The organism is Leifsonia sp. C5G2, from assembly GCF_013359685.1.
Lineage (GTDB): Bacteria > Actinomycetota > Actinomycetes > Actinomycetales > Microbacteriaceae > Leifsonia.
Window position 1 is genome coordinate 325324 of record NZ_JABFMV010000002.1, and the last position, 15173, is coordinate 340496.

Annotated in this window: 15 protein-coding genes; 2 read left to right on the plus strand and 13 right to left on the minus strand. The window is 70.3% G+C overall.

Features of this window, described 5'->3' with window-relative positions; genetic code table 11:
* Positions 1–5: 5 nt before the first annotated feature.
* The 10 genes from HNO83_RS04355 to pdxS form a co-directional block, all read right to left on the minus strand.
* Positions 6–374: a rhodanese-like domain-containing protein gene (locus HNO83_RS04355; protein ID WP_175336278.1), complete on the minus strand. Its 369-nt coding sequence runs from the start codon at positions 372–374 to the stop codon at positions 6–8.
* A gap of 9 nt (positions 375–383) precedes the next feature.
* On the minus strand, positions 384–1409 hold the full coding sequence (gene secF, locus HNO83_RS04360) for a protein translocase subunit SecF (protein ID WP_175336279.1): 1026 nt from the start codon (positions 1407–1409) through the stop codon (positions 384–386).
* On the minus strand, positions 1409–3136 hold the full coding sequence (gene secD / locus HNO83_RS04365; RefSeq protein ID WP_175336280.1) for a protein translocase subunit SecD: 1728 nt from the start codon (positions 3134–3136) through the stop codon (positions 1409–1411). Before secD ends, secF begins: the two co-directional genes overlap by 1 nt.
* Positions 3137–3198: 62 nt before the next feature.
* Positions 3199–3621, minus strand: a complete 423-nt coding sequence (gene yajC / locus HNO83_RS04370) for a preprotein translocase subunit YajC (RefSeq protein ID WP_175336281.1) — start codon at positions 3619–3621, stop codon at positions 3199–3201.
* Positions 3622–3678: 57 nt separating this feature from the next.
* A complete protein-coding gene (ruvB, locus tag HNO83_RS04375; RefSeq protein ID WP_175336282.1) occupies positions 3679–4719 on the minus strand; it encodes a Holliday junction branch migration DNA helicase RuvB in 1041 nt (346 codons plus the stop codon).
* A complete protein-coding gene (gene ruvA, locus HNO83_RS04380; protein ID WP_175336283.1) occupies positions 4716–5336 on the minus strand; it encodes a Holliday junction branch migration protein RuvA in 621 nt (206 codons plus the stop codon). The genes ruvB and ruvA overlap by 4 nt, the downstream gene beginning before the upstream one ends.
* Positions 5333–5923: a crossover junction endodeoxyribonuclease RuvC gene (gene ruvC, locus HNO83_RS04385; protein WP_175336365.1), complete on the minus strand. Its 591-nt coding sequence runs from the start codon at positions 5921–5923 to the stop codon at positions 5333–5335. The genes ruvA and ruvC overlap by 4 nt, the downstream gene beginning before the upstream one ends.
* 15 nt (positions 5924–5938) lie before the next feature.
* A complete protein-coding gene (locus tag HNO83_RS04390) occupies positions 5939–6700 on the minus strand; it encodes a YebC/PmpR family DNA-binding transcriptional regulator (protein ID WP_175336284.1) in 762 nt (253 codons plus the stop codon).
* Between the two features lie 223 nt (positions 6701–6923).
* Positions 6924–7535 (minus strand): pyridoxal 5'-phosphate synthase glutaminase subunit PdxT, encoded by a 612-nt coding sequence (gene pdxT, locus HNO83_RS04395; RefSeq protein WP_175336285.1) that lies wholly within the window; start codon positions 7533–7535, stop codon positions 6924–6926.
* The gene (gene pdxS / locus HNO83_RS04400; RefSeq protein WP_175336286.1) at positions 7525–8427 is read right to left on the minus strand and encodes a pyridoxal 5'-phosphate synthase lyase subunit PdxS; all 903 of its coding nucleotides are present in this window, start codon (positions 8425–8427) and stop codon (positions 7525–7527) included. Before pdxS ends, pdxT begins: the two co-directional genes overlap by 11 nt.
* Before the next feature lie 84 nt (positions 8428–8511).
* Here pdxS and HNO83_RS04405 point away from each other — a divergent pair, with 84 nt between their 5' ends.
* Both HNO83_RS04405 and pdxY read left to right on the plus strand, forming a co-directional pair.
* Positions 8512–9828 (plus strand): aminotransferase class I/II-fold pyridoxal phosphate-dependent enzyme, encoded by a 1317-nt coding sequence (locus tag HNO83_RS04405; RefSeq protein WP_175336287.1) that lies wholly within the window; start codon positions 8512–8514, stop codon positions 9826–9828.
* Positions 9829–9856: 28 nt separating this feature from the next.
* Entirely contained in the window at positions 9857–10708 is an 852-nt protein-coding gene (gene pdxY / locus HNO83_RS04410; protein ID WP_175336288.1) for a pyridoxal kinase PdxY, read from the plus strand.
* 92 nt (positions 10709–10800) lie between these two features.
* Here pdxY and HNO83_RS04415 read toward each other — a convergent pair whose 3' ends face one another.
* The 3 genes from HNO83_RS04415 to HNO83_RS04425 all read right to left on the minus strand — a co-directional run bounded on the left by HNO83_RS04415 (position 10801) and on the right by HNO83_RS04425 (position 15006).
* Complete coding sequence (locus tag HNO83_RS04415; protein ID WP_249776482.1) at positions 10801–11397, minus strand: HIT family protein; 597 nt, start codon at positions 11395–11397, stop codon at positions 10801–10803.
* Positions 11385–13367 (minus strand): threonine--tRNA ligase, encoded by a 1983-nt coding sequence (gene thrS / locus HNO83_RS04420; protein ID WP_175336289.1) that lies wholly within the window; start codon positions 13365–13367, stop codon positions 11385–11387. Before thrS ends, HNO83_RS04415 begins: the two co-directional genes overlap by 13 nt.
* 97 nt (positions 13368–13464) lie before the next feature.
* Positions 13465–15006, minus strand: coding sequence for a DUF1254 domain-containing protein (locus HNO83_RS04425; protein ID WP_175336290.1), 1542 nt, complete (start codon positions 15004–15006; stop codon positions 13465–13467).
* Between the last annotated feature and the right edge of the window lie 167 nt (positions 15007–15173).

The following is a 15173-nucleotide window of genomic DNA, read 5'->3' on the forward strand; positions in this document are numbered from 1 at the left end:
CGGGTCTAGACGATCGCTCCTGGCGTACCGTCGTCGCGGAGCACGGGGCCTCCGGAGGCCTGCCAGGCGCCCATTCCGCCGGCCACGTTCGCGGCGGGATAGTTCGCCTCGGTGAGCGCGTCGGTCACCATCCGGGAGCGGGCGCCGCTACGGCAGATCACCAGCAGCTGGCGGTCCTCCGGCAACTCGTGCTGACGGGCCCCCAACTCCCCGAGCGGGATGTGGTGGGCGCCCGGCGCGTGCCCGGCCTCCCACTCGAAGTCCTCCCGGACGTCGAGCAGCCAGGCGCCTCCGGCCTCCGTGAGCTCCCGCGCACGCGCGGCCGACACCTCGTCCTCGGAGAGGAAGCGCTGCTGCGGCACGCCGTCGCTCATCCGGGCCGGCTACTCCGCGCTCGCGGTGACCGCGTCGGCCGAGGTCTTCGCCGCGGCCTTCGGCCGGATCGAGAGCACCTTCTGGTCGTGCTTGCGGATCGCCGGCTCCTTCTCGCGGAACTGCGAGTACATCGGAGCCGCGAGAAAGATCGTCGAGTACGTTCCGACGATGATGCCGATCAGGAGGGCCAGCGAGATGTCGCGCAGCGTCGCCGCACCAAGCGCGTAGGCGCCGATGAACAGGATGGAGGCGACCGGCAGCACCGCGACGACGGCCGTGTTGATCGACCGGACCAGCGTCTGGTTCACCGCGAGGTTGACGGCCTCCGGGAAGGTGCGCCTCGTGAGCTCCATCTCCTCCTTGGTGTTCTCGCGGATCTTGTCGAACACCACGACGGTGTCGTACAGCGAGTAGCCGAGGATGGTCAGGAAGCCGATCATGGTCGCCGGCGAGACCTCGAAACCGACCAGCGCGTACACGCCCGCGGTGATGATGAGGTCGTGGAACAGCGAGACGATCGCGGCCGCAGACATCTTCCAGGTGCGGAAGTACAGCGCCATGGCGATGAAGGCCAGCAGCAGGAAGACGACGAGACCCTGGATGGACTGCTGGGTCACGTCCGCGCCCCACGACGGGCCGATGAACGTCGCCGAGATCTCCGACGAGTTCACGCCGTACGCCTTCGCCAGCGCGTCCGACACCTCGCGGGTCTGAGACTCCGACAGCTGATCGGTCTGCACGCGCACCGCGTTGTCTCCGACCACGCTGACGTGCGAGACCGCGTTCGGGACCACGCTGGTCACCGCGCTCTGGGCCTTCGACGTGTCGGTGCTCGACACGTCGCTGATCTGGAACTGCGAGCCCCCGCGGAACTCGATCGAGAAGTTGAACCCGCCCTTGATGACCGGGATGAGGATCGACAGCACGACCATGACGGCCGCGATCGAGTACCAGATCTTCCGGCGACCGACGAAGTCGATCGACCGGGCCCCGGTGTAGAGGTCGTTTCCGAACGTGACGAGACGGCTGGCCATCAGGAGTCCTTCCCCTCGGTCGAACGATCGGCGGAGGTCGACGCGCCGGCGAGCTCCGACGCCTTGCGCTCCGCGATCGTCTGGCGGCGGGCCGCCTCCTTGCCGCTGCGCGCGGCGGTTCCGGCCTTGACGGCAGTCGGCGTGCGGAACTGCGCCGCACCCCGGTAGACCGCGCCGAGCGCCTCCGGGTCGAGACCCGAGAGCGGGTGGCCGGAGCTGAAGAAGCGCGTTCGCGCCAGCAGCTGCAGCGTCGGGTGGGTGAAGAGCAGCACGACGATGACGTCGATGATCGTGGTGAGCCCCAGCGTGAACGCGAACCCGCGCACGTTCGCCGCGGCGAGCACGTAGAGCACGATGGCCGCGAGCAGGTTGGTGGCCTTCGAGGCGTAGATCGTGCGACGCGCGCGTCCCCAGCCCGCCTCGACGGCGGACTCGAGCCCGCGCCCGTCGCGCAACTCGTCTCTGATGCGTTCGAAGTAGACGATGAACGAGTCGGCCGTGAAGCCGATCGCGACGATCAGACCCGCGACGCCCGCAAGCGAGAGCCGGTAGTCGTAGTGCCACGACAGCAGCGAGATCGTCAGCCAGGTGAGCACGCCCGCCACGACCAGCGAGAAGATCGTGACGAAGCCGAGCAGGCGGTACTGGAAGAACGTGTAGATGCCGACCAGGATCAGGCCGATGAGACCGGCGATCAGACCCGCGAGCAGCTGCGAGGTTCCGAGGGTCGCCGAGATGGTGTCCTGGCTCTGCACCTTGAAGCTGAACGGCAGCGCACCGAACTTCAGCTGGTCGGCGAGGGCCTTCGACGTGGTCTCGGTGAAGTTTCCGGTGATCTGCGGCTTGCCGTCGGTGATGGCGGCCTGCGTGGTCGGCGCCGAGATGACCTTGCCGTCGAGCACGATGGCGAACTGGTTCTGCGAGCCCTGCAGCCCGACCAGTCGCGTCGTCACGTCGGCGAACGCCTTGGTGCCTGCACCGTTGAAGACGATGTTGACGGCCCACTGCCCGGTCGTGACACCCTGCGAGCTCTGCACGAGGCCCGCGTTCGCGTCCTGGATGTCCTGACCCTTCACCTCGACCGGGCCGAGCAGATACTTGACCGTGTTCTGGTCGTCGCAGGTGATGAGCGGCTTGTCGGTCGGCGCCTGGCTGGTGGTCTTGTTGGCGTTGGCCTTGCAGTCGTAGGCGTTGAACTGCGCCTGCAGCTCCGGCGTCACCCAGGCGAGGTCGGAGCCGTTGGTCGGCTTGGTCGACGGGGTCGACTGGAGGCCGGGCGCCGGGCTCGGTGCGGGCGTCGACTTGCCGTCGGCACCCACCACCTCGTTCGTCGGACCACCCGCGATGAGCACGGGGCGGAAGTCGAGCCGGGCGCTCGACTTGACGCGGTCGAGCGTCGCCTGGTCGGGCTTGCCCGGGAGGGACACCACGATGTTGCGTGAACCCTCGGTGGAGATCTGCGCCTCCGAGACACCGGAGGCGTCGATGCGCTGGCGGATGATGGAGACCGCCTGGTCGAGCTGCTGCTGCTGCACGGCCTGACCGTTCTCGACCTGTGGGGCGAGGATGATCTGCGTGCCGCCCTCGAGGTCGAGGGCGAGCTTGGGCAGCCAGGTGGCATTGCTGAACAGGACGCCGGCCGTGAGGGTGCCGAGGAGCACCACCACGAGGACGCCGAGCCACGTCAGCGAACGCCAGGCTTTCTTGACCGGGGTCGACTTTGCCACCAGGAACTCAGCTTTCTACGAGCACCCCCGCGCCGCTGCGGCGCGTGAGCACAGGGAATCGGTCAGTCGTCGCTCTTCGAGCCGGGCTTCTTCGAGCCGTCGTCGAGACGCTCGCCGTACTCGGGCTGCGTGCTGCCCTCCGCCGGGATGGCGTGGTCCTCGTTGAGCTCGACATCGGTGGCCGGCGCGGCATCGTCGGCTGCGGGCTCGGTCTCGGTCGGCTCGACGACGCGCGCGAGCACCTGGCGGTGCACCTTGACCTCGTGGCCGGGGCTCGTCTCGATGACGGCGGTGTTGTTCTCCTCGTCCACGGACTTCAGCGTGCCGTAGAGACCGAAGTTGGTCATCACCTCGGCGCCGGGCACCATCTTCGAGCGGGTCTCCTCCTGGTCGCGACGCCGCTTGCGGCTGTTGCGGAACATGAAGAAGACGAGGGCCGCCAGGATGACGACCATCACGATGGTCAGCGGATCAAATCCAGCCATGGGGAGTTGCCGAACCTTTCAATGGGGGCAAGGGCTTGGCCGAACGGCCAGCTTGGATTATATGTCATCTATCAGCGTGGGAGGCTGTGAGCTGTCCCGCGAGCGGCTGGGGATCCCCAGGTGCCGCCAGGCCGCGGGCGTCGCCACCCGCCCACGCGGGGTGCGTGAGAGCAGCCCGATGCGCACGAGGAACGGCTCCACGACCGATTCGATCGTCTCCGCCTCCTCTCCGACGGACACCGCCAGGGTATTGAGGCCGACCGGTCCGCCGTCGAAGCGCTCCAGGATGGCGTGCAGCACGGCGCGGTCGAGCCGGTCGAGCCCCAGCGGATCCACGTCGTACAGCTCCAGCGCCGCACGCACGGCCGCCACGTCGGCCCGGCCGCCGTGGACGAGCGCGTAGTCGCGCACCCGGCGAAGCAGCCGGTTGGCGATGCGCGGAGTGCCCCGGCAGCGTCCGGCGATCTCGGCAAGCGCCTCGCGGTCGACCTCGAACTCCAGCATCGCGGCGGCGCGCGTCAGCACCTGGGTCAGCTCGGCGTCGTCGTAGAACTCCAGGTGCGCGGTGAAGCCGAAGCGGTCGCGCAGCGGATTGGGCAGGAGGCCCGAGCGCGTGGTCGCGCCCACCAGGGTGAACGGCGCGAGGTCGAGCGGGATGGAGGTCGCCCCCGCCCCCTTGCCGACCATGATGTCGATGCGGAAGTCCTCCATGGCGAGGTACAGCATCTCCTCCGCCGAGCGCGCCATGCGGTGGATCTCGTCGATGAAGAGCACCTCGCCGGGCGTCAGCGACGACAGCAGGGCAGCGAGATCGCCGGCGTGCTGGATGGCGGGACCGCTGGAGAGCCGCAGCGGCCGCCCGCTCTCGTGCGCCACGATCATGGCGAGCGTCGTCTTGCCGAGCCCGGGAGGACCGGCGAGCAGGATGTGGTCGGCCGTGCGTTCTTGCATGCGAGCCGCGGTGAGCAGCAGCTGCAGCTGCCCGCGCACCTTCGCCTGGCCGACGAACTCCGCGAGACTGCGCGGCCGGAGCGCGCCCTCGAACGCGAGCTCGGACTCCGACTCCAGCTCGGGCGTGGTCAGGTCGTCGTCGCTCATCGTGCGGCCTGCTGTGCCGGGCCGAGGCGGGCGAGGGTGAGACGCAGGAGGCTCTGGACGCTGTCCCGCTGCTTCTCGTCGGTGTCGCCGACGACCTCCGCGACGGCCTCCGACGCGACCTTCTCGGGCCACCCGAGGCCGACGAGGGCGACCAGCACGCTGTCGGCCACCGAGGAGGGCGCACCCGCGGTCTTGGCGACCCGCGCGGGACGCCGGGATGCGGTCAGCTTTCCGGTCAGCGACACGACGATGAGCTTGGCCGTCTTCGGACCGATGCCCGAGACCTTGCGGAAGGGGGCGTCGTCGTCGGCCGAGACGGCGGCGGCGATGTCGTCGGGCGAGAGCACCGAGAGCACGCCGATGGCCGACTTCGGGCCGACCCCGGAGACGCCGTTGAGCAGCTCGAACACCTCCTGCTGCTCGCGGTCGGCGAAGCCGAACAGCTGAAGCGCGTCCTCCCGGACGATGAGCGAGGTGTAGAGGAAGGCCTCCTCGCCGACGCGCAGCGAGAGCACGTGGTCGGGGGTCAGCTGGACGGCGAAGCCGACGCCGCCGACCTCGACGACGGCGGAGCCGCCGACGGCCGAGAGCACGGTGCCGCGGAGGGAGGAGATCACTTGGCAAGCCTATGGGGAGCCGCCGACGTGCGGCTGGAGCGCTCGGCGGCGCGCCACGCCGCCTGCGCGGGCGTCAGCGCCGTGCCGGTCGCTCCCCCGGTCCCCGGTGCGACCGGGCCGCCGCGCCAGGCGTGGCAGATCGCGATGGCCAGGGCGTCCGCGGCGTCGGCGGGCTTCGGCGCCTCGTCGAGTCCGAGGATGCGCGCCACCATGGCCTGCACCTGCTTCTTGTCGGCGGAGCCGTATCCCGTGATCGCCGCCTTCACCTCGCTCGGCGTGTGCAGCGCGACCGGGAGCCCCCGCTTGGCCGCCGAGTGCAGGGCGACGCCGCTCACCTGGGCGGTGCCCATGACGGTCCGGAGGTTGTGCTGCGCGAAGACACGCTCGATCGCCACGACCGCGGGGCCGTGCTCGTCGAGCAGCGCCTCGATGCCGTTGCCCACGGTGAGCAGCCGCTCCTCGAGCGGCATGTCGGGCGGCGTCCGGATGACGGTGACCGCGACGAGCGCCGCGCGGCGATCGGGTCGCACATCCACGATGCCGACGCCGCAGCGCGTCAGACCCGGGTCGATGCCGAGCACCCGGATCGTCACGGCTGCCCTCTACTCTTCGTCGTCGAGCTGCGCCTGCACCTCGGCGCTGATGTCGAGGTTGGTGTAGACGTTCTGCACGTCGTCCGAGTCCTCCAGCGCGTCGATCAGCCGGAAGACCTTGCGGGCGACCTCGACATCGGCGTCCACGTTGACCGTGGCCACGAACTCGGCGTCGGCCGAGTCGTAGTCGATGCCGGCCTCCTGCAGCGCGGTGCGGGCCGCGACCAGATCGGACGCCTCGGTGAGGACCTCGAAGCTCTCGCCCCGGTCGGTGACCTCCTCGGCGCCCGCGTCGAGGACGGCGGCGAGGACCGTGTCCTCGTCGACCCCGTCGGCGTGCGGCACGACGATGACGCCCTTGCGGTGGAAGTTGTAGGCCACGCTGCCCGGGTCGGCCATGGTGCCGCCGTTGCGGGTCATCGCCGTGCGCACCTCGGCGGCGGCGCGGTTCTTGTTCTCGGTGAGGCACTCGATCAGCAGGGCGACGCCGCCGGGACCGTAGCCCTCGTACATGATCGTCGTGTAGTCGATGGACTCACCGGTCAGGCCGGCGCCGCGCTTGATCGCGCGGTCGATGTTGTCGTTGGGGACCGAGGTCTTCTTGGCCTTCTGCACCGCGTCGACGAGCGTCGGGTTGCCGGACAGGTCGGCGCCGCCGGTCTTCGCCGCGACCTCGATGTTCTTGATGAGCTTGGCGAAGGACTTCGCGCGGCGGGCGTCGATCACCGCCTTCTTGTGCTTGGTCGTTGCCCACTTGGAATGCCCGGACACTGGTGCTCCCTCGTCTACGTACCGAAAACTCGTCCATTGTACGCGAGCGGTCTCCCCGACCGCCCGCGCGACGCTCCCGCCGGGCCCCGACTTCGGTCGGACATCCGGTCGTTATGGGCTCGAATCTCCGACGGAGGGCTGCCCAGACGGAGATTCGAACGCTCCCCACTCCCGGTTCGACGGTGCCGGGGCACGGGGCACCGGCACCGAGGACGGCCGAGAGTCAGGCCGCCTTCTGCACCGCGTCCCTGACCTTCGTCAGGAAGTACTCGTGGAAGCGGGTGTCCCCCGTGATCTCCGGGTGGAAGGAGGTGCCCAACAGGTTGCCCTGCTCGACCGCGACCACGCGGCCGTCGTCGACACGGGCGAGCGCTGTCGCGCTCGGCCCGACCTCCTCGACGATGGGCGCGCGGATGAACACGGCATGCATCGGCTCCGCCCCGACGGCCGGGATCTCGAGGTCGGTCTCGAAGGAGTCCACCTGCGACCCGAACGCGTTGCGCCGCACCGAGACGTCCAGGCCGCCGAGGCTCTGCTGCCCGGCGATCCCGTCCAGGACCCGGTCGGCCAGCATGATGAGCCCGGCGCACGTCCCGTACACCGGCAGCCCGCCAGCGATCGCGTCGCGCAGCGGCTCGGCCAGTCCGAACGCACGCGACAGCTTGTCCATCACGCTCGACTCGCCGCCCGGGATGACCAGGCCCTCCACCGCGTCCAGCTCGGCCGGACGCCGCACGGGGACCGCGTCGGCGCCCAGCCCGCGCAGCACGGCGAGGTGCTCGCGGAAGTCGCCCTGCAGGGCGAGGACGCCGACGCGCGGACCGTTACCAGCCACGCTCGGCCAGGCGGTGCGGGGCGGGGAGGTCGCCCACGTTGATGCCGACCATCGCCTCGCCGAGGCCGCGGGAGACCTCCGCGATCACCGACGGGTCGTCGTAGAACGTGGTCGCCTTGACGATCGCGGCCGCACGCTGCGCCGGGTTGCCCGACTTGAAGATGCCGGAGCCGACGAACACGCCGTCCGCGCCCAGCTGCATCATCATCGCCGCGTCCGCCGGGGTGGCGACGCCGCCCGCCGTGAACAGCACGACCGGGAGCGTGCCGGTCTCGGCGACCTCGGCCACCAGCTCGTACGGCGCCTGCAGCTCCTTGGCCGCGACGTACAGCTCGTCCTTCGTCATCGACTTCAGCGCGTTGATCTCCGAGGTGATCTTGCGGATGTGCTTGGTCGCCTCCGACACGTCGCCGGTGCCCGCCTCGCCCTTCGAGCGGATCATGGCCGCGCCCTCGTTGATGCGGCGCAGCGCCTCGCCGAGGTTGGTGGCACCGCAGACGAACGGGACCGTGAACTTCCACTTGTCGATGTGGTTCACGTAGTCGGCGGGCGAGAGCACCTCGGACTCGTCGATGTAGTCGACGTCGAGCGCCTCCAGCACCTGCGCCTCGACGAAGTGGCCGATGCGGGCCTTCGCCATGACGGGGATCGACACCTCGGCGATGATGGCCTCGATGAGGTCGGGGTCGCTCATGCGGGCGACGCCGCCCTGCGCGCGGATGTCGGCGGGGACGCGCTCCAGAGCCATGACGGCGACGGCGCCGGCGTCCTCGGCGATCCGAGCCTGCTCGGGCGTGACGACGTCCATGATGACGCCGCCCTTCAGCATCTCGGCGAGTCCGCGCTTCACGCGGCTCGATCCGGTGAACGTGCCCTGGTCGTTGTCTGTCATCGTCGCCCTCTCGTGCGGAACAAAGAATCTTTTGGCCTATGCCGAACGATAGCATCCTCGTCGCGGCTGGTTAGACTCGACCCGATGGACCAGCTGAGCATCGCGGGCACGACCGCGTCGGAGATCGCCGCGAGCGTGCGCGCCCTGCACGAGCGGGGTGCCCTGCGGCCGGGCGACGCGCTCCCGCCGGTCCGCGAGCTCGCCGTCATGCTCGGCGTCAACCGCAACACCGCCGTCGCCGCCTACCGGATGCTCGCGCAGGCCGGCGTCGTCACCGCGCGCGGCCGCGCCGGCACCGTCGTCGCAGGACGCGAGGCGGTCGCGCAGGAGGGCTACGCCGCCGACAGCGTGCTGCGCGACATCGGGACGGGCAACCCCGACCCTGGCCGCATCCCGGACCTCTCCCCCGCCCTGGCACGTGCCATCGGCCGCCCGGTGCTCTACGGCGAGCCCGTCATCGACCCCGAGCTCGAGGAGCGCGCGCTCGCCTGGGTGCGCGCCGACCTTCCGGGCACGGACGTGCGCATCACGGTCACCAACGGCGCAGTGGATGCCGTCGAGCGGCTGCTCGCTCAGGCCCTGCACCGCGACGACGCGGTCGCGCTGGAGGATCCGTGCTTCCTGGCGTCCATCCACACGGTCCGGCTCGGCGGCTACCGCGCGGTCCCGGTCCCGGTGGATGCGGAGGGCATGACCGTCGACGGCCTGCGCGCCGCTCTCGACGCCGGCGTGCGCGCCGTCATCTGCACACCCCGCGCCCAGAACCCGACCGGCGCCTCGCTCTCCCCGGCGCGCGCCGCCGCGCTGCGCGCGGTGCTCGCCGACCATCCGTACGTGCTCGTGATCGAGGACGACCACTTCTCGATGCTCTCCCAGCGCGGCTACGAGACCCTCATCGGCCCGTCGCACCGCCGGTACGCCTTGGTCCGCTCGGTGTCGAAGTCGCTCGGCCCGGACGTGTGCCTCGCGGTGGCCGCGACCGACCCGGAGACCGCGGAGCGGCTCGCCTTCCGGCTGAGCCCGGGCACCACCTGGGTCAGCCACATCCTGCAGCGCCTCGTGCTGGCGCAGCTCACCGACGACGACGTGCTCGGCCGCGTGGCGGACGCCGGGCGGTACTACGCGGACCGCAACGCCGCCTTCGCCGCGCGCCTCACCGAGCGCGGGCTGCCGACCGAGCCCGGCGATGGGCTCAACCTGTGGGTGCCGCTGCCGGTCGAGGCGCGGGTCGTCGTGGAACGGCTGATGCGCCGCGGCTGGCTGGCGCGCACCGGGGACGAGTTCCAGCTCGCCGAGCATCCCGCGCCCTCCCAGCACCTCCGGCTGACGGTGCACGACCTGGACGACGACGAGACCGGGCGCCTGCTCGACGACCTGACCGAGGCCGCCCTCGGGAAGTGAGGGCCCGCGCCGATGAGAGGATGGGAGGATGAAGATCCTCTCGATCCAGTCCGCGGTCGCCTACGGTCACGTCGGCAACTCGGCCGCCGTCTTCCCGCTGCAGCGCATCGGCGTCGAGGTGCTGCCGGTGTACACGGTGAACTTCTCGAACCACACCGGCTACGGCGCGTGGCGCGGCCCGCTGATCTCGCCGGACGACGTCCGCGAGGTCATCACCGGCATCGAAGAGCGCGGGGTGCTCGGCCAGATCGACGCCGTGCTGTCCGGGTACCAGGGCGGCGAGGGGATCGGCGACGTCATCATCGACGCGGTCGCGCGCGTCAAGGGGGCGAACCCGAACGCGGTGTACGCCTGCGACCCGGTGATGGGGAACGCCAAGTCGGGCTGCTTCGTCGCGCCGGCCATCCCGGTGCTGCTGCGCGAGCGCGTCGTGCCGGTCGCCGACATCATCACGCCCAACCAGTTCGAGCTCGGCTTCCTCACCGGGACCGAGCCCGACACCCTCGAGTCGACGCTGGCGTCGGTGGATGCGGCCCGCGCGATGGGCCCGCGCACGGTGCTGGTCACGAGCGTCGAGCGGCCGGATGCGCCCGCGGACACCATCGAGATGCTCGCCGTCGACGACGAGGGCGCCTGGATCGTGCAGACCCCGCGCCTCCCGATGAAGGCGAACGGCTCGGGCGACGTGACGGCCGCGCTGTTCACCGCGCACTACGTCCGCACCGGCGACGCCGCGCTCGCCCTGGGCAAGACCGTCTCGAGCGTCTTCGACCTCCTGGAGCGCACCCTCGCCTCGGGCGAGCGCGAACTGCAGCTCGTCGAGTCCCAGGACTCCTACGCCCACCCCCGCGAGCAGTTCACCGTCCGCCGCGTCCGCTGACCCGCGCCCCCTCCTCCGCATCCCCAACCGTCAGCTCCTGAGTTTTTCGAGCGAATCGCCGCGAAAACCTCGAAGAACTCAGGAGCTGATGGCTAGGCGGAGTGCGGCCAGGCGGCGGCCAGGGCGGTGCGGACCTCGCCGAGGAGTTGGGGCAGCGCTTTGGTCTTGGCGATGATCGGGAGGAAGTTCGCGTCCTGCGCCCAGCGCGGCACGATGTGCTGGTGCAGGTGCGACGCGATGCCGGCGCCGGCGACGGCGCCCTGGTTCATCCCGATGTTGAAGCCGTCGTTCTTGGAGACCTCACGGATGACGCGCATCGCCGTCTGCGTCAGGCTGCCGATCTCGGCGACCTCCTCCGGCGTCGCCTCGTCGTACATCGCGATGTGGCGGTAGGGGCACACCAGCAGGTGGCCGCTGTTGTACGGGAACAGGTTCAGCAGCGCGTAGGCATGGGTGCCGCGCGCGACGATCAGCGCATCCTCGTCGCTCAGGGTGGGCGCGACGCAGAACGGGCAGTCGTGGTGACCGGGGTCGCCCTGCTGGATGTAGACCATCCGGTGCGGGGTCCACAGCCGCTGGAACTCGTCCGGCACCCCGACCAGGTACGACGGGTCGTCGATGCGGACGGGACCGTCGGCCCCGTCCGCACCGCCGCCGTCCTCGTACGAGCCGAGGTTCAGTCGTGCCATGCCGTGTCGACCAGCTCGTGGCTGCGGATGCTCTCCACGATCCGCTCGATCGCCTCGTCGACCGTCACGCCGTTGCGCTGCGTGCCGTCGCGGAAGCGGAAGCTGACCGTGCCTGCCGACGCGTCCTCCTCGCCGACGATCAGCTGGAACGGCACCTTCGCCTTGGTGTGCGTGCGGATCTTCTTCTGCATCCGGTCGTCGCTGTGGTCGACCTCGGCGCGCACCCCGCGGGCTTTCAGCCGCGAGATCACGTCGTCGAGGAACGGCGCGTACTGGTCGGCGACGGGGATGCCGACCACCTGCACCGGCGACAGCCACACCGGGAACGCGCCCGCGTAGTGCTCCAGCAGGATCGCGAAGAACCGCTCGATGGAGCCGAGCAGCGCCCGGTGGATCATCGCCGGCTGCTTGCGCGTGCCGTCGGCCGCGTTGTACTCCAGCTCGAACAGCTCCGGCTGGTTGAAGTCGAGCTGGACGGTCGAGAGCTGCCAGGTGCGCCCGATCGCGTCGCGGGCCTGCACGGAGATCTTCGGTCCGTAGAACGCCGCCCCGCCCGGGTCGTCCACGAGCTCCAGCCCGGACTCGATCGCGACCTCGCGCAGCGTCTCGGTCGCGGTCTCCCACGACTCGTCGCTGCCGACGTACTTGTCCGGGTCCTTGGTGGAGAGCTCCAGGTAGAAGTCGGTCAGGCCGTAGCCGCGCAGCGTCTCGAGAACGAACTCCAGCTGGCGGGCGACCTCGTCCTTGATCTGGTCCTCGGTCACGTAGATGTGCGCGTCGTCCTGGGTGAGGCCCCGGACGCGGGTGAGCCCGGAGAGCGTGCCGGACTTCTCGTAGCGGTACACCGTCCCGAACTCCGACAGCCGCAGCGGCAGCTCGCGGTAGCTGCGCCCACGTGCCCGGAAGATCAGGTTGTGCATCGGGCAGTTCATCGGCTTCAGGTAGTAGTCCTGGCCCTGCCGGGTGATGTTGCCGTCCGCGTCGCGCTCCTCGTCGAGGTGCATCGGCGGGAACATGCCCTCCTTGTACCAGTTGAGGTGCTGGCTGGTCTCGAACAGGTGCGCCTTGGTGATGTGCGGCGTGTTGACGAGCTCGTAGCCGTTCGCGATCAGCCGATCGCGCATGTAGTCCTCGATCTCCTTGCGGATGATCCCGCCCTTGGGGTGGAACACCGCAAGGCCCGAGCCGATCTCGTCGGGGAAGGAGAACAGGTCGAGCTCGGCGCCGAGCTTGCGGTGGTCGCGCTTGGCGGCCTCTTCCATGCGCGTCTGGTAGGCGCGCAGCTCGTCCTTGCTCGGCCACGCCGTGCCGTAGATGCGCTGCAGCTGCTTGTTCTTCTCGTTGCCGCGCCAGTAGGCCGCCGCGACGCGGGTGAGCGCCCAGCCGTTGCCGATCATGCGGGTGTTCGGGAGGTGCGGGCCGCGGCAGAGGTCCTTCCAGACCGTCTCGCCGCTCTTGGGGTCGACATTGTCGTAGATGGTCAGCTCGCCGGAGCCGACCTCCACCGACTCGCTCTCGTCGAACGCGGCGGTGTCGCCATGCTGCACGCCGCCCTTGAGGCCGATCAGCTCCAGCTTGTAGGGCTCGTCGGCCAGCTCGGCGCGCGCCTCGTCGTCGGTCACGACCCGGCGCACGAACCGCTGGCCCGCGCGCTGGATGCGCTGCATCTCCTTCTCGAGCGCCTTCAGGTCTTCCGGCGTGAACGCCTCGAGCACGTCGAAGTCGTAGTAGAACCCGTCGGTGATGGGCGGGCCGATGCCGAGCTTCGCCTCCGGGTTGATCGCCTGCACGGCCTGCGCCAGCACGTGCGCGGTGGAGTGGCGCAGGATGCTGAGGCCGTCGGGCGAGTCGATGGTGACAGGCTCGACGACATCGGTCGTCGTGACGGTGGTCGCGAGATCCTTCAGCTCACCGTTGACGCGCATCGCGACAACGGAACGGTCGGTGAAGAGCTCGAAGCCGTCGGCCACCTGTCCACTCCTTGTGTCGTTGGTAAGAGGAATGGCTCAAGCCTAGTGCGCCCGCGCCGGCGTCCTCGCCGTGCGGCCGCAGCACCGCAGGCCCTGCTCACACGCGCGTGATGTCCGACGGCTCCCACGACCGGTCGAAGAAGGCACGGGCCGGGCTGTAGAAGCGCAGGATCGCGAAGAACCCCTCGTCCGGGACCGTCTGCACCCAGTTGCCCGGCTCGACGCCGTCCGGCCGTTCGGGCGAGAGGTGCAGCACCGTCGTGCCGTCCGGACCGGGAACGGCCGCAGGCGTCGGGTAGGCCTGGGAGCCGGCGCGTGGATACAGCTGGTCGCTGACGAGCATCGACCGCGTCCGGTTGTCGTAGAGGGTGACCGACCAGAACTTCTCCGCCGGGATGCCCGCGGGAAGGCTGAGCGTGTAGTGCGCGCCGCCGTCGAGCGCGTCTCCGGCCGCATCCACCGTCGCCAGGATGTACTGCGAGCCGACATGGGGCAGGTTCATGCACATCGCCGGCGTGATCCCCGTCGCGAGGTAGAGGAACGACGAGCGCGCGGTCGTCAGCTTGGCGCCGTGGTCCGGGAACGGCACGAGCCCGTTCGGCCCGATCCGCGGCGGGGGCACCTGGAAGCTGTACCCGCCCGCGAAGAGCGGGTTCGACCAGTGCAGCCCGGTCCCCGGGTAGTACTCGAAGCCCTCGGACGCGCGGGGGCGGAACGCCACGGCGCGCGTGACCGCGTCGGCCCGGGCGACCGCCTCGGCGAGCAGCTCGCGCATCCGGTCGTCCGGCGCGAACGGCGAGCCGTGCACGATGCCGATCGCCGCGATCGGGCCGGCCAGTTCGGCGTCGAGCGCGCTCGCCGGTTCGGCCTGGACGGCGTCGTTCAGGAGGTCGAAGTAGGAGGAGTCGGACGGCGGGATGGTGTCGACCACCAGTCCCGAGCCCTCGACGAACCGCGGGCTCGCCAGCGGCTGCAGCGCGCCGAGCGGGCCATCGCCCTCCAGGAACGCCCCGATGGAGAAGCCGAACCCGCCCGGTTGCCAGCGCCCGAACGCCAGCGTCGACGTGATCCGCTCCACCGCCGGCGCCGGATCGTCGTCCTCCAGGAAGGCGCGGCCGAGCACGCTGACCCGGTGCGTGCGGGAGCGGCGGACGAAGCAGCCGCCCTCCGGCAGCGGCCCGTCGTAGTCCGGGCCGACGAACAGGTACAGGCCGCCGGCGCCGCGGTCGGGCCCCGGGATGCCGACATCGGTCACCCAGCGCCACCACATGTCGTCCACGACCGTCAGCACGTCCTCCGGCGCCCGCATCATCACCGGGCCGTCGGTGAGGTCGAGGTAGGTCATGAAGTACACCGTGTCGGCATTCGCGGTCAGGAACAGCGACCGGCTGTCGAGCAGCTTCCGGGTGATCAGAACGTCGCCGTCGTGGACGCCGGCCTCGACGAGCCCCTTGCGCAGCATCCACTCGGAGACGGCCGGGTAGCCGTTGCGGTACGCGCGGTAGGCGTTCTCCCGGTCGAGGATGTCGTAGGCGCGGTCCGCGGCCTCGGCGGTGGGCGCTCCGAGCGGGAACTCCAGGGGGCCGCGCTCGGTGGCGGCGACGGCGGGCGTGTGCACGGTGTCGGTCTGGATGGTCATGCCGGCTCTCTCCTCAGCGTTGCGTGGATGCGGTCACGGTAGCGACGCTCCGCCGGGCGGCGATAGACGGCGATGCCGGGATGGAATAGCTAGGCTATGCACACCGTTGCCCTTCACGGCGGCGCCCGGGTCGCCTCCCCTCCGCAACACCGAAAGGCTCCCCCTCG